The 23,329-nt window shown below is 42.5% G+C and carries 17 protein-coding genes; 11 read left to right on the top strand and 6 right to left on the bottom strand.

Annotated elements, in window-relative coordinates:
* The first annotated feature begins 262 nt into the window (after positions 1 to 262).
* The 6 genes from JWH17_RS11340 to JWH17_RS11315 all read left to right on the top strand — a co-directional run bounded on the left by JWH17_RS11340 (position 263) and on the right by JWH17_RS11315 (position 9,207).
* Complete coding sequence (locus JWH17_RS11340) at positions 263 to 3,964, top strand: glycosyltransferase (RefSeq protein ID WP_205222738.1); 3,702 nt, start codon at positions 263 to 265, stop codon at positions 3,962 to 3,964.
* A gap of 61 nt (positions 3,965 to 4,025) precedes the next feature.
* Positions 4,026 to 4,301, top strand: a complete 276-nt coding sequence (locus JWH17_RS11335) for a PqqD family protein (RefSeq protein ID WP_205222737.1) — start codon at positions 4,026 to 4,028, stop codon at positions 4,299 to 4,301.
* A gap of 29 nt (positions 4,302 to 4,330) precedes the next feature.
* Entirely contained in the window at positions 4,331 to 5,176 is an 846-nt protein-coding gene (locus tag JWH17_RS11330) for a hypothetical protein (RefSeq protein ID WP_205222736.1), read from the top strand.
* 12 nt (positions 5,177 to 5,188) lie between these two features.
* Positions 5,189 to 6,325, top strand: a complete 1,137-nt coding sequence (locus JWH17_RS11325; protein ID WP_205222735.1) for a nucleotidyltransferase domain-containing protein — start codon at positions 5,189 to 5,191, stop codon at positions 6,323 to 6,325.
* Positions 6,326 to 6,447: 122 nt separating this feature from the next.
* Positions 6,448 to 7,047 (top strand): hypothetical protein, encoded by a 600-nt coding sequence (locus JWH17_RS11320; RefSeq protein WP_205222734.1) that lies wholly within the window; start codon positions 6,448 to 6,450, stop codon positions 7,045 to 7,047.
* A gap of 558 nt (positions 7,048 to 7,605) precedes the next feature.
* A complete protein-coding gene (locus JWH17_RS11315) occupies positions 7,606 to 9,207 on the top strand; it encodes an alpha/beta hydrolase (protein ID WP_205222733.1) in 1,602 nt (533 codons plus the stop codon).
* On the opposite strand, the gene JWH17_RS11310 is transcribed toward JWH17_RS11315, so the two are convergent.
* From JWH17_RS11310 to JWH17_RS11285, 6 genes are all read right to left on the bottom strand, one after another.
* Entirely contained in the window at positions 9,194 to 10,183 is a 990-nt protein-coding gene (locus tag JWH17_RS11310) for an NAD-dependent epimerase/dehydratase family protein (RefSeq protein ID WP_205222732.1), read from the bottom strand. The two genes, JWH17_RS11315 and JWH17_RS11310, sit on opposite strands and share 14 nt — an antisense overlap.
* Entirely contained in the window at positions 10,176 to 10,985 is an 810-nt protein-coding gene (locus JWH17_RS11305) for a class I SAM-dependent methyltransferase (protein ID WP_205222731.1), read from the bottom strand. The genes JWH17_RS11310 and JWH17_RS11305 overlap by 8 nt, the downstream gene beginning before the upstream one ends.
* Positions 10,986 to 11,174: 189 nt before the next feature.
* Positions 11,175 to 12,701: an FAD-dependent oxidoreductase gene (locus tag JWH17_RS11300; protein WP_205222730.1), complete on the bottom strand. Its 1,527-nt coding sequence runs from the start codon at positions 12,699 to 12,701 to the stop codon at positions 11,175 to 11,177.
* Positions 12,702 to 12,758: 57 nt separating this feature from the next.
* A complete protein-coding gene (gene asnB / locus JWH17_RS11295; protein WP_205222729.1) occupies positions 12,759 to 14,636 on the bottom strand; it encodes an asparagine synthase (glutamine-hydrolyzing) in 1,878 nt (625 codons plus the stop codon).
* Positions 14,636 to 15,817: a glycosyltransferase gene (locus tag JWH17_RS11290; RefSeq protein WP_205222728.1), complete on the bottom strand. Its 1,182-nt coding sequence runs from the start codon at positions 15,815 to 15,817 to the stop codon at positions 14,636 to 14,638. Before JWH17_RS11290 ends, asnB (JWH17_RS11295) begins: the two co-directional genes overlap by 1 nt.
* Before the next feature lie 30 nt (positions 15,818 to 15,847).
* Entirely contained in the window at positions 15,848 to 16,525 is a 678-nt protein-coding gene (locus tag JWH17_RS11285; RefSeq protein ID WP_205222727.1) for a hypothetical protein, read from the bottom strand.
* A gap of 156 nt (positions 16,526 to 16,681) precedes the next feature.
* On the opposite strand from JWH17_RS11285, the gene JWH17_RS24080 reads away from it, so the two are divergent.
* From JWH17_RS24080 to JWH17_RS11265, 5 genes are all read left to right on the top strand, one after another.
* Positions 16,682 to 16,813 (top strand): hypothetical protein, encoded by a 132-nt coding sequence (locus tag JWH17_RS24080; protein ID WP_269755845.1) that lies wholly within the window; start codon positions 16,682 to 16,684, stop codon positions 16,811 to 16,813.
* Positions 16,814 to 17,014: 201 nt separating this feature from the next.
* A complete protein-coding gene (asnB, locus tag JWH17_RS11280) occupies positions 17,015 to 18,952 on the top strand; it encodes an asparagine synthase (glutamine-hydrolyzing) (protein ID WP_205222726.1) in 1,938 nt (645 codons plus the stop codon).
* A gap of 18 nt (positions 18,953 to 18,970) precedes the next feature.
* Positions 18,971 to 20,425 (top strand): MBOAT family O-acyltransferase, encoded by a 1,455-nt coding sequence (locus JWH17_RS11275; protein WP_205222725.1) that lies wholly within the window; start codon positions 18,971 to 18,973, stop codon positions 20,423 to 20,425.
* 368 nt (positions 20,426 to 20,793) lie between these two features.
* On the top strand, positions 20,794 to 22,278 hold the full coding sequence (locus JWH17_RS11270) for an alginate O-acetyltransferase AlgX-related protein (RefSeq protein ID WP_205222724.1): 1,485 nt from the start codon (positions 20,794 to 20,796) through the stop codon (positions 22,276 to 22,278).
* A 148-nt stretch (positions 22,279 to 22,426) separates the two neighbouring features.
* Entirely contained in the window at positions 22,427 to 23,329 is a 903-nt protein-coding gene (locus tag JWH17_RS11265) for a glycosyltransferase family 2 protein (protein ID WP_205222723.1), read from the top strand.

Below are 23,329 nucleotides of genomic sequence, written 5' to 3'. Positions count from 1 at the left end.
TGCAAACTCTATCACTTCTTTATTTGTAATTATTCTTCAGTACCCCAACTCTCCACGATCTGCCCGCCGAGCATACCGATGTATCGAAGTCGGAGCCTATCTGCTTAGAGGTCAACTGGTGAATATTTGGAACACTGCTAAACAGTTACAGTGCGGAGTAGATTGATAGTCTTCAGATCTTTGCTGAATAGTTACCTTTGTTTAACCTTAATGTGTTTTTATTTATGTCCTTTCTGTTTTTTCTACGTATCACAGTGTCGTCATGCCTCTTGTTTCTGTAATTATTCCCTGTTTTAATCAGGGTGTTTTCCTTGATGAAACAGTTGACTCTGTCCTTCAACAAACCTTTCAAGATTTTGAGATCATTATCGTTAATGATGGCTCAACCGATCAATTTACTGGCCAGCTCCTTCGACACTATAATCGACCTAAAACAACGATTATAACCACTGATAATCAAGGATTAGCTGCTGCTCGCAATAATGGTATAAATGCGTCCAATGGTAAATATATTTTACCGCTGGATGCTGATGATCGAATAGGTTCTGGCTACCTTGAAGAGGGGGTTGACTACCTGGAGTCACATCCAGATGTTGGCATAGTCTATTGCCGGGCCGAACTTTTTGGGGCTGCTGAGGGAGAATGGGTTCTTCCAGAATACTCGCTCAAGGAAATGCTTCATGATAATATCATATTTTGTACAGCTATCTTTCGGCGATGTGACTGGAGATTAACAGGTGGATATGATGAAACATTTATTCATGGTTGGGAAGATTACGATTTTTGGCTGAGTCTCGTAGAACGTGGGCGTAAGGTGTATAAGCTTCCTTCTGTCCATTTTTACTACCGTGTTTCAAACAATTCTATGGTGCGGACCTGTTCCAGAAAAAATAAGCTCGATACTTTTGTTAAACTATACCATAAACACAACAAGCTTTTTGACACGCATATTGATTGCTGGCTGGACACCTTGATCGATACAAGGGAAAAATATCATGAAGCCAAGCTCTTGTTGGATAGTTCAGGCATCGCGGAAGAGAAATTCATTCGTAAAGTTGGCCCAGGCCTTTGTCGGCTAGAGTATGAGGTTAACTGTGATATGCCACAGACTGGGAACTGGCAATTTACACCTGCTGATGAACCCGTTATTTTGCAGATACTTTCAATCGCTTTACATACCAGTGAAGGGCAAACTCCTGTTCTATGGCAGTCTAACGCTGATGTAGTTAAAGGTGATTCTTATTATTTTAGTACTGAAAAACCCTCAATCATATTGACTCCCTTGCCTGGGGAATATGGTGATAGGGTCGTTGCTTCTGTCGTTATTTGTGTAAAATATCTTTCTTTTGGTCAGCAATGCCTGCCTCATTTTTCAACATTAATACGGACTGAAGACAAACAGCAAAACAAAAATAAGAGTGCGGAAGATAGAAGTTTTTTGAAGGAAACAACATCATATTCATGGTCTGTTGTCGCATCGTTATTGGGTAAAAGAACCTTGAAAACTTTGAAAAGTTATCTGTTGCACCGTGAATATCGAATTATAAAAAGCAGCGGCCTTTTTGATGCTAGGTATTATGTTCTACAGAACCCAGATATAGATCCCTTTGCCACGGATTTGTTGGCACACTTTGTTGACAGTGGCTGGCGTGAAGGTAGAGACCCCAACCCACTCTTTGATGTGCGCTGGTACGGAAAGACCTACCCTGAAAGTTTGAAGAGCAACCCTCTTGTTCATTATATAGAACATGGTTCTGCAAAAGGGTACAGGCCAACCTTCCTCTTTTCAGGAGCGTATTATCTCGTGGCATATGGAAATATGATACCTCCAGGAAAGACCTCTCTGTACCATTATCAAACAAACTGGCAACAAGGGGTGCAACCGAATCCCATCTTCGATACACAGTATTACCTGGAACAGACTCCGGAAATATACACTTCAGGTTACGACCCCCTCTCGTACTACCTACATGCTGGGCAGCAGGGACGTAGAAGTATACATCCTTTATTTGATGCTGATTATTATTGTGAGGCAAACCCGACAGTCGCAAAAGAATGGGATTTTCCTGTTCTTCATTACCTGGAGTTTGGTGCAGAAGAAGGATGTCGCCCGAATCGTTTCTTCGATCCTCATTATTACCGCCAACAATACATGCAGGGTAAGGGGAGCTTGCTTGATGGATTTCTCCATTATATTTCGAATGCTCATCATAGGGAAAACCGTCCAAATGCGTTGTTTGACCCTTCCTATTACAAGGCTTCTTATTTGCAGCCATATGGAAAGGAAGATCGGCACCCTCTGGTAGAGTATCAGCTTTCTGGCGTGAATAAAGGTTATTATCCATGTCCTGAGGTTGCTGCGTTGCAGCATAAACCTGTTATCTCCATTGTGGTGCCAACATATAATACAGAACCTTGGCAGCTTCGCAGGTGTATTCATTCCCTCCTGTTTCAATCCTATCCCCACTGGGAACTCTGTATAGCTGATGATGGCAGCAACGAAACCGCCGTCGCGGAAACATTGCAGATGCTCACCGGAAATGAGCCTCGGATTAAGGTTACTTGGTCTCAATATAATAATGGCATCGGTATTGCGTCATCCATGGCCGCCGAAAGCGCCACTGGGGAATATATCGCTTTTCTGGATCATGACGATGAACTTGCAGATGATGCCTTGTATGAGGTGGCCAAAGCGATCAATGAGCAACAGGCTGATATCTATTACAGTGATGAGGATTTGATTAACCTGGAGAGCAGGTATCTGGATACTTTTTATAAACCATCTTTTAATGATGAATTGTTGCTGGGACACAATTATATTACCCATTTCCTCGTGACAAAAAGAGAAGTTTTTGAGCAATGTGGAGGCTTCCGTAAAGGATATGACGGAGCTCAGGATTTTGACTTGGCCCTTAGGTTGGTTGAGCAGAGCCAAAATATTTTTCATATTTCCAAAGTACTGTACCATTGGCGTGTGCATAAATCCTCCACCAGTATTAATCATCAAGAAAAGTCGTATGCCGATGAGGCTGGCAGGAAGGCCGTTGCTGATGCATTGCAACGTCGGGATATTGCTGGGGTTGCTCAAACTACAGATATTAAATTTTTTTATCGTCCCAAACGAAAACTTTTCCGTCTTCCAACTGTGACCCTTGTTGTATATGATTTTTTCCCCTGCCCATTGTCTAATTATTGTGAATATTTACGTTTGCCGGGAAATATACAGATTGAGATGATAGTACCAGATAGCTTGGGTACACAATACCTTGATACCGATAAAATTTCTGTGCAGCATGTACAAAAAAAATACGAAGAAAGTGAAGTCATCTGGAGAAATAGAGCTGTTGAGAAGGCAAGCGGTGAGAATATATGCTTTGTTGAGGGGAGAAGTAGGTTATTTGATAATACTTGGCTTGAATCTATCTTAGAGTACGCACAATGCAAAGACGTTGGATTTATAGGAGGGTTATTGAAGTCTGCGAGCCTTGATGACAGTCATCAAGGGTCAGTCCCTCGGTTAGATAATCCTTCTCCCTTCTATTATGGGTCATTTGTTAGAGATGTCAGCATCCACCATAATGGCATACATTGTCCGCAGAATCTTATTGCAACCCATGAAGGATTATCATTGATTCAACGCAAGGTATTCATCGATGCTGGAGGGTATAAGAGTACCTATAAAAATGTGCTTTTTGCTCATCTTGACCTCTGCTTTCAATTATATCATGAAGGGAAAACGCATTATTACACACCCTATTGTAACGTCGAAAGAGAAGAAACGCCGCTAACCGATGTTGCTATCGTTTTGTCCGGCCAGAAGGATAAGAAACATTTTCAAAAACAGTGGCAGACGTTTTTACTGGAAGGTGATCCTTTTTATAATAGAAATATTTTGAGTGAACATGGAATCAACTTGTCCTCCTTTTTAGAGTGGTATGCTGGGGCAGACTCCCTTGAAAAATAATCGTCGTTTGATTGCTATCAATTATTAATTTAAACTAAACTATACTACAGGTAGAGGTTGTATGGATGTTTGCAAGCGTGTTTGCCTGAAGCCGGATTTCATATTAGAGCGAATTGATAACGATATTACGGTCTATCACCCTTCTTTGACCACATCACTGTACCTGAATGAAAGTGGTGCGTTGATTTGGGAATTATGCGATGGAACTCATAGGGTTGCCGATATTATAGACCTGCTTAAACAGGCTTACCCTGATCACAGCTCCACCATAGAAAAAGATGTAATTAAAGTTGTTGGTCAGCTCGTTGACCATGGGCTTGCCTGTTTGGAAGATTGATTGCATCTCAACAGTTGGAGTTTGTGCATATGCAGATATTCGGAGTCGGTTTTGCCGGACGCCATGTTAAAATTTGTTATGATTCCGGTGATGTCGCTGCATTTATTGATTTTTTGTTTAGTGACTTGTCGTCGCAGCTCTTTGAGGAGTATGAATTAGAGTTGACATTTGTTCGTAGAAGTGAGCCCAATACGTATGCGATTTTTTCAACAAAAGGGCTTTTGTTTGAAGGGACTCTAGGGGTAAAGGCGGCCGCGGTTCTCTATGATGTGGTTATTTTTAACCTGCTTAATTATAACAATAGTGGAATAGCCCTGCATGCTGGAGCTATCTCCTACCAGGGGAAATTCATTTTACTTCCTGGAGAGAGTGGCGCAGGGAAAAGTTCAGCTGTTGCTTGGCTTACTGCTCATGGGTTTTCTTATGCTACGGATGAACTCGTATTTTTGCATGAATGTGATCTATCCAGAGTTGTTTCCTTTACACGGCCCATTTGTTTGAAACAAGGGTCTGTTGAACCAATTATTGCCGAAATTACCGGGCCTAAGCATACTATTTTAAAAGATGAATGGGGGGCAATTGTTCCTCATCGACTCCTTAATGCTGATTATGCCGTCTCTTCACTGTCACCGGGTTTGATAGTATTCCCCACCTATAAAAATGATATACCAGCACGCTTAGAGAAACTTTCAGGAGCACAGGTTAGTACCCGGCTCATGGCTTGTTGTGCAAATGCTCGCAATTTGAAAGGGCACGGGTTTAGAGAAATAGTTAATATGGCTCGATCGTTACCAGCTTATCAGATTACTTACAGTAATTTTAATGAGTTCGGTAAAGTGGTCGAAGATCTTTTTAGCACTCTTGGACGTAAGTGAAATCCATAGCCCATGATTCGTACGATACTTGCACTCTGTTCACGTGATGTTGGCCATGATCAAATATACCGTAGATTAACGGGTCTTCTAGATAGTGCTGATGGCGAATTGTGGAATTGGGAAGAGTTGATTTGTGAAGCGGAAAGACAGGGTATAGCTCCTCTTCTTTACAAGCATCTTGCTTCGACAACTTATACTCTTCCTTTGCACGCTAGGCGTCTGCTCCAAAGCCTCTATCTGAGGCAGAAAAAGTCTACTGCAATCCGCAATAATACTCTAATTGAAATCCTGACGATTTTTCATGAAAACGGTGTTGAATCGCTTCTACTCAAAGGGAGTGCTCTCGGTCATGTTATTTATCAAGATCCATGTTACCGACCTATGCGGGATATAGACATTCTGGTTAAAAGAGAAGATGTTGATCATGCGCAACACTTATTGTTTAAAATCGGATTTTTGCCTGCTGCACATCCGGCAATAGGGGATGACCATCACCACCTTGTACCTTTGGTCAAAGTTGTTCAAGGTTTGCCGATATCTATTGAGATCCATCGTGAATTGCTGCCCAAACAACTGCATCATCAATGGATGACCTATGAAAAGTTGAAAGAATCGGCAATGAACTTTTCAATTAATGGGTTCAGTGCTTCTAGTCTCAGCTTGGAAGACACCTTGTATTATGTTTACTTGCATGGTTTTCGCTCACCGCTGACGTACGAACCATTCCGGCTGATACATGTTGCTGATCTCGTCTCTCTTGTTGAACAGTGTTATGAACTAATTGACTGGGATAAAGTCCGGGTTGTTTTCCCTTCGGTATTTATTGTTTTATCGCGCTTGCATTTTTTGACTCCTTGGGACCCTGTAGTGAAGGAAGCCCTATCCATGGATGTCGAAAAAAAACCAGATAATGTGGGAAAACCTTATGCAGGGTGGCCGTTAAGAGCGGTAAAGGAAGCTTCTGCTCATGGCCTAGTCGAATATGCCAAAGATACAATATGGCCTTCACAGTGGTGGGTACAGATGTACTATGGTTGCTTAACTGGTCCTGAATATTACAAAATTCGATTTGTTGATCATCCTCGTACTCTTTGGCGTTGGGCGAAAACATTTTGGCATTCTTCTGCTACTACAAAGTGGGATCGTTGAAAAAGGCAATGGTTTCAATAAGTATTCTTTAACATGTCGAAATACCTTGATTATTGGTGTTTTTTGTGTAGATTGGTATGGTCTTTAAAAATTGACTATTCCTTTAATGCATGAGGTAGCTGATGAGTAGAAATGTTGACAAAGTGCCAACAGTTCCAGAAGAGTATACAGAAGAGCAGGTATTGTTTGATAGATCGGCAGAAGTAGATCACAAGAGAAGGAAAATTGTTCGTAAAATTGCTGTGGGATCTACAGCGCTGGCCTGTTGCAGTGTTATCCCTGACAAATGGACGACACCACTGGTAGAATTTGGTTCTCTACCAGCACATGCAACAACGAGTGGTCTTGAAGCAACTCTTCAAGCAGCTGTTGAAGACGTAGAAGCAGAAATTGAAAGAGTTACTGGGGCAGATGAAGCAGCTGAAGAAGAGCCTGAAAGCAGTAACTCTGAAACAATTAGCCGAACCGGACCCATTTATATCGATGGTGTGATCAGGTCAAAGTTTGTTTCCGATAAACTCGGTCCACAATACGGACCGTCTCTTAAGATAGTGTTTGACTCTGGCGAAGTGCTGTACGTTCCAGATACGAAAAAAGACGTTAATCAAGGAGGGATGGGCTATAGGCCTGGTGGCAACTACACGTATCATAAAGACGTCCACAAGATGGAAGTCTATGCTAAGCCAGGTAGCTCCGCTAGATCTATAACGATCTACTATTAACCTTTAATAGATTAACTGGGTCCTCATAAGGTTTTTGGGGGCCCGGTTATATGAAGAAAATTAGTAGTCACTCCTAGCAGTTGGTCAAGTAATGTTTATTTCCTTATATCCTTGTATTGTTATGTAAACATCTCGTCTGTTCTTGTCTTAAGCGTGAGGCTGACTTTTAAGTGAGCTGTATCGCGAAGTCGGGTTAGCCTGTTTTTACATCGATGCCCCCCCCCCCCGGGAGATTTTTTCACTCACGTTATATTGTTAGCAACACCCTTTAATTAATTAATCTTGCTCGCGAATCATCTATCACCATGGGTGCTGCAAAGATATTTATTTCTCAAACCTATCGTTTTGTTTAAAGTGCAGCTTATCTCAAAAATTTAGGTAGACCAGTGAGTAGATGTCTAAAGTGTGATTAACGCTTTTGGGGCACATTTTTTACTGTGTCAATAGCTGGCGGTGTTATTTACTAGTGCAATGAAAAATAAGTTATTTCTTCATCCTCCTTCACTCGTGTGGTGTTTTTTTCTCTCTACTGCTATTGCTTTAATTCTCGCAGTTTTTTTGAGCCCACCTAAACAAGAATCCTATCTTTTGTTGCAAGCTGCCGCAGATTCTCCGACGGTTGTTCAAGTGTTCTTTGATACAGGCAGTGGGTTCTCAGAGCAAGTCAGTGTAAAACAGCAGCTCCGCGGTGGGTTTCAAAGCCAGTCTATTCGTTATTCCCTGCCATCCACACGAGTGCGTAAGTTAAGAGTAGATTTTGAGGGTAAGGGAAATCAAGTAAACATAGAGCACCTTGCTCTTGTTGATACCAAGGATGAAGTTGTTGTTATAGAGCCAGATAAACTCAAAGAATTGAGAGATATCAACTTATTAACAGTTGATAGTAAAGGGAGTGCTCTCGTAACATGGCAACAGCCCGATCCACAGGTTCTGGTGAATGTAAACCGTTCATTACTTTCCAGCATTGCTGTTTCTCCAGGGCTTGTGTTTGCCTTAGTTTTTATGATGTACCCTCTGGTGGTTTTTCAATCTCGATTTTCATGGAATCTTGCCAATATGAGAGGGCAGCGTGAGGTAATATTGTCTGCACGACCAACCTTGTGGAAATTATGGGCACATTGCGTCTGTATAGTTTTAGCGATTGTTATCTGGTGTTGCGCAGGGCTGTATTGTTGGTTGGAAGTGGTAGGAAAAAAATCTTTGATTGGTGACCAAGGTAACCAGGTTATTCAAGCATATAAAAAAGATTTTGACAGGCAGGCACTTTCCTTTCAAAGAAAGGATGGGTTGAAAATTAGTGCGAGAGTATATAGGGCAAAAGACACAAAAGGAAAAATACCAGCATTACTGCTTCTTCATGGGAATTATCCGGCAGGTCAGATGTTTCCTTTGTATCAGGTAATGGCGCAGGAAATGGCTTTAAAAGGGTATTTGGTGATGACAATAGACTTTGCAGGCTACGGTCATTCTGAAGATCCCTTTGCTGGGGAGGTAGCTCGAAGGGTTGATTTGGAGGTGGAAACCCGTGCGGCCATCACCTATTTGGCAGATCTTCCTTTGGTTAAATCAGACCAGATAGGGGTGATAGGGCATTCCATGGGCGCCGATCCGGCTTTAAGGGTAGGCATGGAGTCCGATCAAGTAAGTACTGTTGTCCTTGTAGGTCCGCCACGGCGGGTGTGGGAACGATTTCACTATCCTCCGGATCGTGATTTTTTTTGGCATTGGGCGCATCATATCGGCCAACAACAGTACGGACGAGCAACCTTTCCTGATTGGTATACAAAAGAGGTATGGCTGGAGAGTATTCTGGCGAGGGATATGGTGCACATGCGGCCAAAATTGAGGAGCTGGCACCATAAACCTGTGTTATTTATCGATGGACAGAGGGAACCTGCAGCTGACAAGAATTTTTTGCGTTGTTATGCTAAAGAAAGTAGTTTTCCCAAAAAATACAAGACGTTATACAAGGCTGATCATAATTGTAATGTCAGTGCTCGCAACGGACAGATCCTCTATAACCCTTCTACAATGGAACAACTGACAACACTTGTGGATAACTGGTATGTGGAAACGGTTACAGGTAAACCACGTTGGTCTGATTATCTGCGCAATATCCTTGATTGGCTTTTTGGTATGACCCGGTTTACAACCTGCTGAATTCCTCGGCGTAGTCTTCAACACCCTCTTTAAAAGAATACTGCGGTGTAAAGGCGAGTAGTCTTTTTGATTTTGAGACATCAAATCCATTGTCTGTGTCAAAAAATTCGAGGGTTCTTCTTGATAGTGGCGGTTCTTTGCCTAAGATCCCAAACAGGGTCTCTACTACAGTTGCCAGAATTACTCCAACCTGATAGGGAAGGGTAATGAGCGGCCCTGGAATATGAAGTTTATTGGAAAAGGTTTCGACGAGCTCTTTGGTGGTAATAATCTGATCTCCGCCTATTATCATCGTTTCACCAAGGGCCGGGTCACTATCCATGGCAAGCCGGAATGCCTTCAGCATATCTTTTATATACATCGGATGCCTTTTATTGAGGCCTTTGCCAATCATAATGAAACGTTTTTTCTTAAGCATGCGATGTAGTTTTGCTGTGCGGGGACACCCCAGTCCGTATATCCATGCCGGTCTCAGGATGACAAACGGTAAGTCCAGTTCCTTGCAGGTGGAAATAACTTCCTGCTCGCCGGCCAGTTTTGTTTCTCCATAGGTGGATTGGGGGTGACAAACGGTTTCTTCGTTTGCAGGAATTTCTGTAAGTTTTCCATAGGCCCCCACAGAACTTACATGGATGAACCGTTTGCATCCTGCTGCTTTGGCTGCTTTGAGCAAGGTTGGCATGCTGCGGACATTAATATCCCAGTACTCAGCCTCATCGAGGCTGATCTGCAGGTGAGCACTTGCAAAGTGATAAACTATGTCAGCACCTTCAAGGGCTTTTTTGGTAACCTCCCATTTTCTGAAGTCTGAATGAACAGTTTGAAATCGCGGCTTGCTTCCGTCGGGTGTGGTTTCTGGAAAATGAACGTCCATCCCTGTAACGGTGTATCCTTGATCACTGAGAAAGTTGGCCATGTGATACCCAAGAAAACCGCCGGCACCAGTCACTAGAATTTTTTTAACCTCATCAGGCATCCCGTTTCCCCTCTGTCATTGTTACGTAACCTTCCGACCAGGACAGTAGAACATCCAATGAAGAAATCGCCTTGAAAAATGGATAGGCAATCGCATACATTTTGTAGGACTTTTCAACTGATTTCAATTGATCCTTGGTCGCCGGGGCAATAGTCCCTTCTTCGACTTTAGCTTCCGATTTTTTAGAAAGTATTTTCACATACAGGACGTTGATGATGAGTTCGACCATCTCAGTGAAGAAACGTGAGAAGGTGACATTTTTTAACGGTGTGTATCCTGCATTTTTCATGATAGGTTGAAGCTCGGCAACGGTCAAGCCGTCACGGATATGACCATATGATTCTTTGGTCATACCAACTACGTTTTTAAGTTTATTGACAACCTTACTTTGATCCCCCCCTGGAATTGTTATAATAACCCGTCCACCAATTTTTGTGATGCGGTGGAGTTCATTTGTGAAAAGTACAGGGTCCTCAATATGTTCCAGGCAATCTATGGAAACAACACGGTCAAAATATTGGTCTTCATAGTCGAGTTTTTCATAGCTGCCTCGAAGGACATCTTCTTGAAGTAGTTCTTTCATCTCTTCAAGCGACTGTTCCTCAAGCTCTGCCCATGACCATTTACCGCCAAGTTCCCGGAGGTAATAGTTCATTGCTCCATTGTTATCACCGCATGTGACTAAAAGACATTTTTCATCGTTTTGAATGGGGGTTAAAAGATTTGTCAGCTCACGTAACCGCATTTGTTTCTTGAGTGTTTTTCGAAACATGCGAATTTGCCAAGGAAGTGTATCCGTCATTGCTGCGCTCATTTAATAGAATAAGGTTTAAAGAGTGGATAAAGGCGATATTTTTATCGAAAAAAATAACAATGTAGTCAGTATTGCTAACATATCACCGTAATAGAAGGCAAACATTGTCGTAAAGAAAAAGCTAGAAGGAGTTTAGAGAGTGTGGATGCTTTTTAAGAAAAAAAGGGGAAATTAACTTTACGAGCCATAACTTTTTGTGTTTCTCGACTGAAAATAGGTCGTCATGTTTTCTAATTCCTGTTTTTTCCGTTCTGCGTCCCATGGAAAAAGAGCCGTAATCCGTGGAGCGATGTCGAGTGCCCTGTGGGGATTGTCACCAAGGGTAGTCCTGCGAAGTATAAGATCTTCAAGATGGTGTACGGATTGGTTACATATGATGCGGCTGAGTCTTTCTTGCCATTGCTCATCACCTGCTTCTGGATACCAGTCATAGCTGAAAAGCCCATCTGGTTCCGCCGGTGATTGAATAGATGAGGCAAAGTCCGGTTGAGCCGCATCTTTTTTGAAATGAGGGAAAATTGTGCGCAAGGCCTGCTCTGCAACGAGCCTGGCTGTTGTGAATTTAACGCCGGAGACAGTATATATTCCTTGAGGACCGCCGGATGCGCCATGATCCTTAATGATTGGGCGATTTGCGAGTTTAGCGGTACCCTGTTCTTGAGCCGGTAGCAGGCCGGAATAGATTTGAAGGACATCTTTCTGTTTTAACTTTAGACCTGGGACAGTCAAATTAAGGTCATCTATGTACGCTGCAACATCCTGTAATGACGGTTGAGGATTATCACATACCTTATCCCAAGGGGAATGGATAGTGCCTCCCATGAGTCTCCCGTTAAAACCGTGCACAAAGTACATGCTGCTGTTGGGACGCTTGGGCTTGATGGCTAAAGAATGGTCTGAAAGTGCAGGACGATCAAAAAGAACGTTCCAGGCTATGGAATACTTGAAAAGATCTGGGTCGTCATCATGAAATTTGGCAGCAAGATCTCTGCACCAGGGACCTGTCGCATTAACGATGCGAGGACTTTTAAATTCTAAAAAAGCACCGGTTTCTTGGTCACGGCATTTGACTCCGCATACCTTTTGCTTGCTGGCAACGATGTCTTCAGCTTCCATGTAATTAAGGGCTGTGGTTTTATTGGCGCATGCTCTCTGAAGCATTTCCATAATAAGCAGTTGAGAAAATGGCATGCCTCCATCATACCAAACTGCTCCACCCTTTAAACCTTCACGGTCTACCTGTGGGAAAAAATTAACTACTTGTTCAGGAGATATAACTTGGCCATTATTCAGTTCTTGGCCGGGTGCAACAGACTCATTTCTTTTTCGAGAGAGGAAATCGTTAGCAAGAAGAGCCATCTTAAAAACAGATGGTCGGTACGGACCGTTGCCGTATAGAGGCATGAGACAAGGTAAAGGCCTAACCAGGCCTGGAAATTCTTTGAGGAACCAGTGTCTTTCTGCTACAGATTCTTTGAAACGGTGTAAATCAAGAGTCTGGAGATAGCGTAGTCCTCCGTGCACTGTTCGCAGATGGTTGTATGTAGTCGACCATCCAAAATCTTTTTTTTCGATGACCAGGTTTGTTAACCCCATCTGAGAAGCTGTGTAGGCAAGCGCAACGCCGTATATACCCCCTCCGATAATAATAAGGTCATAATGAGTCTGGGTTGCTAAGCGTGGTTCTCTAGTGATAGTAGCCATAATGGAGTTGCTAAAAGGGTTGGAGGGAAGTTGGTTACAGTAGTTGGTTTATCATGGTCAACACCAACGTTTGTTCCAGTCATGGAAAACGATAAGTGCCCAGAGAATATGACTGTGGTTGGCTTGTCCGGAGCTATGCTCCTGTTTAAGACGTTTAATTGTCGGCCATTGGAAAATGCCGCCCTGGTCAATTGATTGTTTATTGAGGTGTTCGTCCATTAATGGCTTGAACTCAGTATTCAGCCAATGTTTTATAGGAATCGAAAAGCCTTCTTTGGGACGATAGATACACTCTTTGGGTACTAGTCGACTGGCAACCTTTTTTAATATGGATTTGGTTTCATTGCCTGAAAGTTTGAAGTTTTCAGGTACCTGAAAGGCCATCTCAACAAGGTCTTTGTCCAGTAAAGGGACTCTCGTTTCCAAGCTGACAGCCATGGACATACGGTCCACTTTTGTGAGTATATTGTCGCTGAGGTAGCTCTTGACATCAACATAGAGACTTTGGTCAAGTTCTCCCCTGTTGCCGGCCTGTTGAAAAAGTTGTTCAATATGGTGTGCTGCAGGATTTTTCACCTGTTGCAGAGCATCAGGGGAAAGTAAATTTTCTCTTAGGGTGTCGCTGACAAAAAGTCGCCATCTCGCATGAGAGAGGGATTCTGGGTAGGCAGCACCCTCAATGAACCTTTTTGCTTTGTTTACCAGGCCTTTTTTTTGCGGGCTTGGTTTGAGGCCGGAAATAATCGGTTCAATAAGGCTTTGGCGCATCCAGGCAGGGATTCGCTGGTATATGCGGGCTTTTTCTTGAGCAAGGTAGCTTTCATACCCTGCAAAAAGCTCATCTCCACCGTCACCACTCAAGGCAACCGTTACATGACGTCTCGCAAGCTGAGAGACGAGAAAGGTCGGGAAAATAGAGAAATCACCAATAGGATCATCCATAAAGTGCATCAGTTGATCAAAAAGGCTGACAATATCAGGGCGGATTATCTCGTCTCTATGTTCAACGCCTATATGATCTGCGACTTTTCTTGCCCACGTAAGTTCGTTGTATGTGGGGTCATCAAAGCCTATGCTGAATGTTTGGACTTTCCCCATGCATGCGGCAATGAGTGAGGAGTCGACACCACCTGATAAAAAGGCACCAAGCGGAACATCGCTGATCATTTGCATCTGGGTGGATGCTTGAACCTGGGCGAGAATTTTTTCTTCCCACTCATGTTCAGAAAGAAATGGTGATAGAGGAGAAGAAAGAGGAATGTCCCAAAAACTTTTTGGTGAACATTGGGGTGCGTTCAGGTTTATGTGTAGCAACTGCCCAGGCAGCAACTTTTTTATATCCTTAAAGAGGGTAGCTGTACCTGGAGTATATTCCCACGCCAGAAACTCTGCAAGAGCTTCCATGTTGAGAGATCGTTGAACCCAGGGCGTAGTAAGTAATGCCTTGATTTCTGATCCAAACAGTAATCGGTCTTTCTGAAAGGAGAAGTAGAGGGGTTTTATTCCCAGGTGGTCGCGTGCTAGAATGAAACACTTTTTATTCATGTCGTGCAGAGCGATAGCAAACATACCGTTAAGGCGTTTTACAAAATCAGCTCCCCACTGTTCGTATCCATGAACAATTACTTCGGTGTCACTGTCAGTACGGAAAATATGCCCATACTGCTGGAGTTCTTTTTTTAGCTGTGGAAAATTATAGATCTCACCGTTAAAAACAGTCCAGATGCTTTTGTCTTCGTTATAAATAGGCTGAGTTCCACCACTGAGGTCTATGATTGCCAGGCGTCGCATTCCCATTGCTACACCGTGGTGTATTGCTAAACCTTTTTCATCCGGCCCTCTGTGATAGAGAGTTTGCACCATTTCTTCTAAGCAGTTGGTGTCCGATGTTTTATTTTCGCCGCAAAAGCGAACAAAGCCTGCTATGCCGCACATTAGGAGAGGTACTCCAAAACGGTTTGTAACTTTTTAACATAGACCGGGCGGGCGTACTCTTTATTGTAAAGATTGAGAGCATTAATCGCTTTTTCTTTACCAGCACCGTTGGGATTCGTTGCTTCCAGGACACCGCGGGCGATATCTTGTGGCGTTGGTTCTACTAAAAATGCTACGTCATCTGTAAGCACTTGGGTGTGGGAATATATTGCAGTGGCTACCAGAGGGATTGAGGATGCTAATTGTTCGTATATTTTTAATGGAGTATTAGTGCCGCTGCTTCGTGGAGAGAGCAAGATTGTAGCAAGATTACTGTATGCTCTGGCAATATTTTGTGTAACTCGACCTGTGAAGATGACATTGTCTGTTACATTTAATGCATTGGCCTGCCTTTGGAAATTTTCAACCTGTTCTTGGGTCCCCCCAACAATGACAAAACCGATATCAGGATTTTTTTCTTTAATCAACGGTATCGCATCAATAAGTAGATCTATTCCCTGATACGATTCAAGAGTCCCAGCATATACGGCAATGTGTTTGAATGTAGCTGGTATTGCAACAGGGAGAGCACTAGCTTCTTCATTCTGTCCCGTGGAGCAGCCTGCTATACGAACCGGTTCAAGGATAGAATTTTCAATAAGAAAGTTTTTATTGTTACCAGGAAGGACCTTGTTGACATAGTCGAAAAGGTCTGGGCAGATGGTAATTATAGCTTCGCTTTTTGCTAAGCTTTTATCCTCCAACCAGCGGAAGGTATTGATGAGAAATTTGCTTTTTGTAAAATTAAAGTTAGTGAGCTGCTGAGGAAGGCTTGAATGCATGTCATACAGGAGCTTAAAGCGGAAGAGAGGTTTTAAAAAGGTCGCGAAAAAAACGGCTTCTTCATGTACATGGACAACGTCATATTTATTGCGAATGAGCAGCCAGAGCATCCAAAAGAAAATGAAAATATCGTGAAACAGTTTGAGAGCTGACGGGCCAAGCTTAATGGGGCCTAAAAAACTGAAAGGGGGAGTACGGTAAAAACGTACATTTGGTATGTCTACATTCTCACCCTGTCCATAGGTCAGGAAATCTATCTCACAACCCAACTCTACGCTTATAAGAGTCCGGTAATAGACACTGAACGGGGTTCCGCGCGGAGAAAAGAAAGGTTGTGGTGCAACGACAAGTAGTTTCATGGTAATTGGAAATGGTTGTGGAAGAAGGAATTATCGACGCCTTTTGACAATCTGCATTGTGATTTGATGTTTCATAAATGGCTGTAAGGATTCGGGGGTACCAAAAGGGTCAATAGTATTTGGGGCGGAGAAGATGGCTTCCTTTAACGACGAAAACGGCTTGGATGGGTCAACTTCTCCTGGAATGCTAAAGCCAAAACTGCCTGCTTTTTTCTCCTGTTCAGAGAATGGCAACGGGTCGCTGCCTGGTAAGTTGAAAATTCCTCTTGTTTTAGCATCGCTAAATATTGGTGGTAACGGCCAACAAGAGGGACGGTTGCCATTGTCACCTAAAAAAAGCGGTCCGTCTGACCAGGTAGAGATAAGTGACTGTATGATCTTGCCTCTTTTGCCTATCCATTTCCCCGCACCCCAGGGGAGGACACGCAGGCATTTGGTAGAGTTGAGATCTTTAAGGGTCTCTTTTAAAGTATTGCCGTCAGGGTATTCTACGTCGAGACCTAATGCAAGCACTTCTAATTTCTCTGCTGTGACTATCTGTCGTCCTGCAACTACATAGAGCGTTTGTCCACCCAGGGTTGTGACTTTAAGGGTTTCCCTTTCACCTGTATCGTGTATGGAAAAATTACCTGATTGATCGCCATGTTCTTTGAGATCAGCAAATTTGTTTACCCCGCATGACTCTGTTAGCAGTAAAAAGCCATGCATTATGCCTGTGATGTTTGCATCATGATATTTTCGAAAATTTTGTAAACTAATCAGGAAAAGGCGGCTGAGTGAAAAGTGATCGTGAATATGTACATGAGCATCAACGAATATATTTTGAGATAGCATGATTGGTATGTCGGTAAATGGGAGTGTTTAATGGCAGGGAAATATGAACAAAAAGGGTCGAAGTGTCAAGCGATTAACCGTATCAACAATGGTTTAGTTGAGGGGGCAAAAGGTTTTTCTGTTTTAGGCATAAGAAATGGTACGTTGTCTATTCGTGACTAATTGGGTGGGTTGACGGGGGTGCTTTGATGAAATTTTTTTGATGTTTGGCATTTCCATGGTAAGTTGCGTTAAAAGTTCCAGTTGACTGACATAAAGCAGTTTGTTAAGTCCTCACCCTCAAGCTGGACTATGCTGAATTGTTCGAAGTACATCTCTTTTTAATGTTTTTGCTCAAAGTGTTTGGGATAATCGGAATAAAATATGTGTGGTATTGTTGGTAAATTAGGCAGATCCAATGTTTCTTTACTCGAGCTGCAGAGTATGGCACGTTCCATTGCTCACAGAGGCCCTGATGATGAAGGGTACTGGGTGCAGGGTAAAGTGGGCTTGGGCCACAGGCGGTTGAGCATTATCGACTTGGCCTCTGGAAAGCAGCCCATCTCCAATGAAGACCAAACCATATGGATTGTATTTAACGGTGAGATCTATAATTTTCCTGAAATAAAAAAAGAACTGCTTTCGAAAGGCCACCAATTCAGCACCAATACAGATACTGAGGTTATTGTTCATCTCTATGAGGAAATGGGACAAGATTGTGTCCAAAAGCTTAATGGGATGTTTGCCTTTGCAATCTGGGATGATAATAAAAAACAGTTATTTCTTGCTCGTGACCGTATCGGGCAAAAACCGCTGTTTTATCGTCACGTCAATGGTGAGTTCCTTTTTGGTTCGGAGGTAAAAGCAATACTTGCTGCTGATAATGTTGAGAGAAACATCAATTATACAGCCATCCATCATTACCTTTCCCTGCGTTTTATACCTGCTCCTCATACCATGTTTGAAGGTATCCAAAAACTACCGGCAGGGAGTACACTCCTCGTTAAAGAAGATAAAATCACTGTAAAAAGGTACTGGGATCTTACCTTTACCGACAAGCTGCAGCACACAGAAACAGATTTTTTAGACGGTCTAGAAGAACAACTTGGACGAGCAGTTACTTCGCATTTGATTAGTGATGTGCCTGTCGGTGCTTTTCTTAGCGGGGGCATGGATACCAGTACGGTGGTTGCCTTGATGGCAGAGGCTCATCCGGATGTGTTTAAAACTTTTGCTATTGGTGTAAAAGAACAGGATTTTAATGAGTTGCCTTTTGCTAAAGTGGTTGCGGATACTTTTCACACCCAACATGTAGAAGAGGTCGTTTCTGCAAATCTCATCCAACTTATGCCACAAATGGTATGGCACCTCGACGAGCCGTCCGACTCAATTGCAGCCTGTATGTTTCAGGCCGCCAAACTAGCTTCACAACATGTGAAGGTAGTTATGGGTGGAGACGGTGGCGATGAACTGTTTGCCGGATTCGATAGGTATATGGGAGTGGGGTATATCAATTACTATAATATGCTTCCATCGTTTGTCCGGAAAAAGCTCTTACACCCACTTTTTCATACTATTCCAGACAGCTTTACTTACAAAAGTCTGGTGCAGAAATTACGATGGATGGATCAATTGTCAGACTTTGATGAAGGAGAGCGTTATGCAGAGGCTACAGCTTTCTTCCGGTTTAGTCATACCCAGAAACAGCAGCTTTTTTCAGAAAAACTGTGGGGCAAACTGGCTGACATTGATTCAAATCAGGTGATTGTTGAGCATTATAACAAACCTAACGCCACAGACTCAATAGACAAAATGCTTTATGCCGATTTTATGACTCGCCTGTCAGAACATACACTGATGTTGACCGATCGGATGAATATGGCTTTCAGTCTTGAGGCACGCTCACCTTTTCTTGACCATGAATTAGTCGAATATTTGGCAAGGTTTCCTAGTAATATCAAGATTAAAGGGAGGCAGCTAAAATATATTTTGCGTAAGTTTGCCGAAAGGAAGCTGCCTAAGGAGATTACCAGTAGGCAGAAACAAGGCTTTATGTTTCCGGTTGCCTATTGGTTTCGAAATGAGTTGTATCCATTTGTTCGCGACCAGCTAGAGAACTCCTTTTTTGTCCGAGAAGGGCTGTTTCAAAAAGATTATGTGAGCTCTTTAGTTGAAGACCATCGCAACAACAAGGAGGACAACCATGTTCGGCTCTGGATGCTTTTGAATATGGAAGTTTGGCACCAACTCTACATCGAACAGCGAGATCCTGCCTCTGTAAGTGAAACTCTTAGTCAGTCGGCAAACGGCGTAAAATATTAACGGTGTAGATGAGCTTCAATGGTATTTAGTTCAACTATTTTTTTGTTTTTTTTCCTGCCGTTGGTATTGGTTGTATATTTTCTTACAGGCACTAAAGGGCGAAACAGCATTCTTTTGCTGGCCAGCCTTCTTTTCTATGCCTGGGGGGAAAATATTTTTGTTTTGCTGATGCTGTTTTCCATCGGGCTTAATTATTTATTTGGTTTGAGTATTGGCAAGTCCCAGGAGTCTGGTAAGACCGGCAAAATCGCTTTAACTCTGGCTATTGCAGCAAACCTTGGATTACTGGCTTTTTTTAAGTACTGTAATTTTGCTGTGGAGAACATTAATCGACTGCTTTTATTCATGCAGCAGCAGCCGATCCAAATAAGTGACGTTCATTTACCCATTGGTATTTCTTTTTTCACCTTTCAGGCAATGTCTTATGTTATTGATGTCTATAGGAAAGAGGCGAAAGTTCAAAAAAATCCTATAAATATAGCCCTATATATATCGCTTTTCCCGCAATTGATAGCCGGGCCGATTGTACGCTATCATGACATAGCCAACCAGATTACCAACAGAGTAGTTCGCTCCCCTGATGTGGTTGCCGGTATTCAGCGCTTTATTATTGGCTTGGGGAAAAAAGTGTTGATAGCTAACGTCATGGGGCGTACTGCAGACTATATTTTTTCTTTGCCCGCCGAAACCATCCCCCCTTATCTTGCCTGGATGGGAGCGATTTCCTATTCTTTGCAAATTTATTATGATTTTTCAGGCTATTCAGATATGGCCATAGGGTTAGGCAGGATTTTTGGGTTTAAATTTCTTGAAAATTTTAACTATCCATATTTTGCTTCTTCCATCAAAGACTTCTGGCGGCGTTGGCACATCTCACTCTCCTCATGGTTTCGTGACTATTTGTACATTCCCTTAGGGGGAAGTAGAAAGTCTACTGCAAGGACATATGTCAATCTTATTCTTGTCTTTTTTTTATGTGGTCTTTGGCATGGAGCGAGCTGGACCTTTGTTGTTTGGGGGCTGTATCACGGGAGCTTTCTTATAATCGAGAGGTGGCGACCTGTTACGCGTCTCTTGCAAATACTTCCGAGGGCAGTCGTCCATATGTATGTGCTGCTTGTCGTTATTGTTGGGTGGGTGTTTTTCCGAGCTGAGTCATTTTCTTACGCTTTAGGCTACCTGAAGGCAATGGTGACCTTTTCAACGCCGTCAATGTATAACTCCCAACTTTTCTTGAACATGAACCAGGAATATTATCTTATTTTTGTTCTCGCTGTTGTAGGGGCTACCCCAACGACAAAAAATCTGTATGCGTATCTAGAAAGGTCACTGAGAAGTGGAACAGGAGCGGCATCTATTGGGCAAACAGTTGTTGTAGCGGGAGAGTTTTTTGCTCTGGCCGGAATTTTCCTCTATTCTATCGCTTCCATTATGGGGGGAGCGTATAATCCATTTCTTTATTTCCGTTTTTAATGAAATTTTTAAAAACGTTGACCGAAAAGCCATATATCACAAGGGGTAGTCTCTTCTTTGCGATTGGAACTACGTTGTTTTTTCTTTGTTGTATTAGTTCTAAAATAGTAGCTGACTTTACTTCGGGGCAATGGCAGAGCTTGACCACAAGAATTGTTCTTGTTTCTGGGGCTTGTAGTATTGTCGCAGTGTTATTGAGGCATTTTTTAGCAAGGCTGCTGCCACGGTCATTTTTCCGCTGTGGCCTTGTGTTTCTTTTTCTGGCTATTTTGATTTATCCAGCTGTTACCCAATTAGATTTTTTTAGGAAAAGTGTTCAAGACGTTTCACGCCATATTTTGCAGGACCAGCAATCTAGTGGTCATCGGTTGACGAATTTTGTAAAGCAATTTCCAGGAACCTACGAATTATATGTTAAACAGCATTTTACCCTTCCTAAATTTTTCGTTCATCTTGACGCCCTTATAAAAATTTATATTCTTGGTGTTTCTCCTAATAGTAATGTGGCTGTTGGAAAAAATGGGTATTTTTTCGAGGGATGGGGAGCGCGGAAAGTTGAGAAAGGTGTTGTCGAAAATTTTGACAATATTGCTGATTACATGGGGCAAATTCCATTTAGTGACGCAGAGTTGCGAAAATGGAAAAGAACACTTGAGGAAAGACGGTACTGGTTGAAGGAAAAAGGGAGTAACTATGTCTTTGTGCTAGCCCCAACAAAGGCATTTGTTTATCCAGAGTTTTTGCCGGATAAATTGCAAAATATCAAGGGACGGACACGATATGAACAGTTGTCTGGGTATCTTAAAAAATTCACTGATCTCCCGTTTATCGACGTTCTTCCTCCTCTTCTTGCAGCAAAAAAGGAACGGGAATATCCTGATCTTTTTTACAAAACAGATTTTCACTGGAACTTTTATGGTGCGTACATTGTGTACGATGCAATCGTAAAAGAACTCAAGGGATTTTTCCCGCAATACAGCTTTCCATTACCTGCGTACACTGATTTTTCATTAAAGATCGATAGGCATTGGGCCCATCATCGGTTTATGGATATGATCGGACTTCCGGTGTTTATGCATAAAAACGAACATTATATTACTTTTGTCCCGGAAAAAGGCGGGTTGTATGATGCGGCCGTTGATATTCCTCCAGGAGGTATCTATGATGTGTATCCGCCGAAACGAAAAATTATTGCTGCTGACGGCTCATCCATGGACATTCGCATGATTTTAAATCCGCAAGCACCTATACGATCATTAGCGCTGCTTGGTGATTCATTTCTTGAAAAGTGTGTCTACTTTTTCAGTGCTAATGCCCAGCGAGTTCTTAATTATCGTACAGTCGTGAATTTCCCACAAAAAATCTTTTTTTATGAACAGCCGGATATTGTTATTCAAGAAATTCTCAACATGTTTATTTTGAGGCCGCCACCTGAGAATCCTCCTGGTTTTAAAGAGAGTTATTTGCGAGGTAAGTTTGCCGACTGTGCTGACAACACTCTTGTCCATTACGAATTCACTCAAGAACAACAAGCTTTGTTACACGACACTCAAGGTTTAACTTTGAAATTTAAAGAGTTGTCTGCGCCGGGGTTGGGTGAAGTCCGGACGGCAAGGATACGTTTTAATGAGATAGCGAAAGACGCTCGATTGCATTTAAAGTTGCTAGGTGAGAATGGTGCGATCGTGGGCCAATGGGAGCATCGTTTTGAAGTGACAGCGTCAGACTATTATTTTGAACTCCCCCCCGAGGAGGGAACTGAAATGGTTTTTACTGTTTCAGATGGCGGGCTCGACTCTGTATGGATTTCTGATGTAGAGGTACATTCGGATCGACACTTGGGGAGGCGGTAACGTGCTCACTCGAAGAGGCTATCGATTTTTTCCACTTGTATGAGCCTTTACAATACAGTAGGCTTGTAACCTTTTTTAAATGATATGAAAATAGCTAGACAGATTCTAGCATTCTTTCCTTCTCAACCAACTAGGTATTGCTGCTGACATGAGTACCAAGGTTTCCGTGGTTATCCCCGCATATAATCACGAGCTATTTATACAGCAAACTATAAACAGTGTTCTTCAACAGACCCACCAGAATTTTGAGTTGATAGTCATTGATGATGGCTCAACAGATTCAACAGGTGATATCCTTAAGCGTATAGAGGATCCACGTCTTCTATACATCTACCAGGAAAATCAAGATGCATTTAATGCCCTAAACCGTGGCTTGGAAATGGTGAGTGGTGAGTATGTTGCGATTTTGAATTCTGATGATGTCTATGCTGATGAAAGGCTGGAAATTTTAATTCAAGCTCAACAAAGGAGCGGTGCACACTGCCTTTTTACCGATGTCATCCCAATTGATGATTTTGGTAACATTTTTTCCGACCCCAATTTTGGATGGAACCAGTGGCATCAGAAAAATAGACATTTTTATTTCCAAAGTGGAGATCTGTACACCGCGTTTCTCAAGGGTAACTTCATGGTAACCACCTCTAATCTGTTTCTTACCCGAGAGGCTGCTGAAAAGGTCGGGCAATTTTGCTCACTCAGGTATCTGCATGACTATGATTATATATTTAGAGTTATGCTCGAATTTCCTAACCAGGTTCTTTATCTCCATGATCAACAGTTACTCTCTTATAGAATCCATAGCGGTAATACATTGAGTGAAGCCGCAATTCTCGGCAGAGAACAGGATCAGCATGTCATAAAAAAATATTTACTGGCTGGAGTGCCCGAAGAATTACGTGCTTTAGTTGCAGCAGGTTCTGAGCGATTAGTTGAACTGGAACAGGAACTAGCTGATGTGCGAGCTCAGCTCACCCCTCCAGTTGAAGAAAGGGGAATCAAACAGCAAGGTGTTAGCTTGCTCCGCAGCGTGAAGCGGAAATACTTTACTTAG

This window comes from Desulfogranum marinum (assembly GCF_016918565.1).
GTDB classification, from domain to species: Bacteria; Desulfobacterota; Desulfobulbia; order Desulfobulbales; family Desulfobulbaceae; genus Desulfogranum; species Desulfogranum marinum.
Note: the sequence above shows the minus strand (reverse complement) of the source record. Positions and strands in the feature narration are given on the sequence as shown.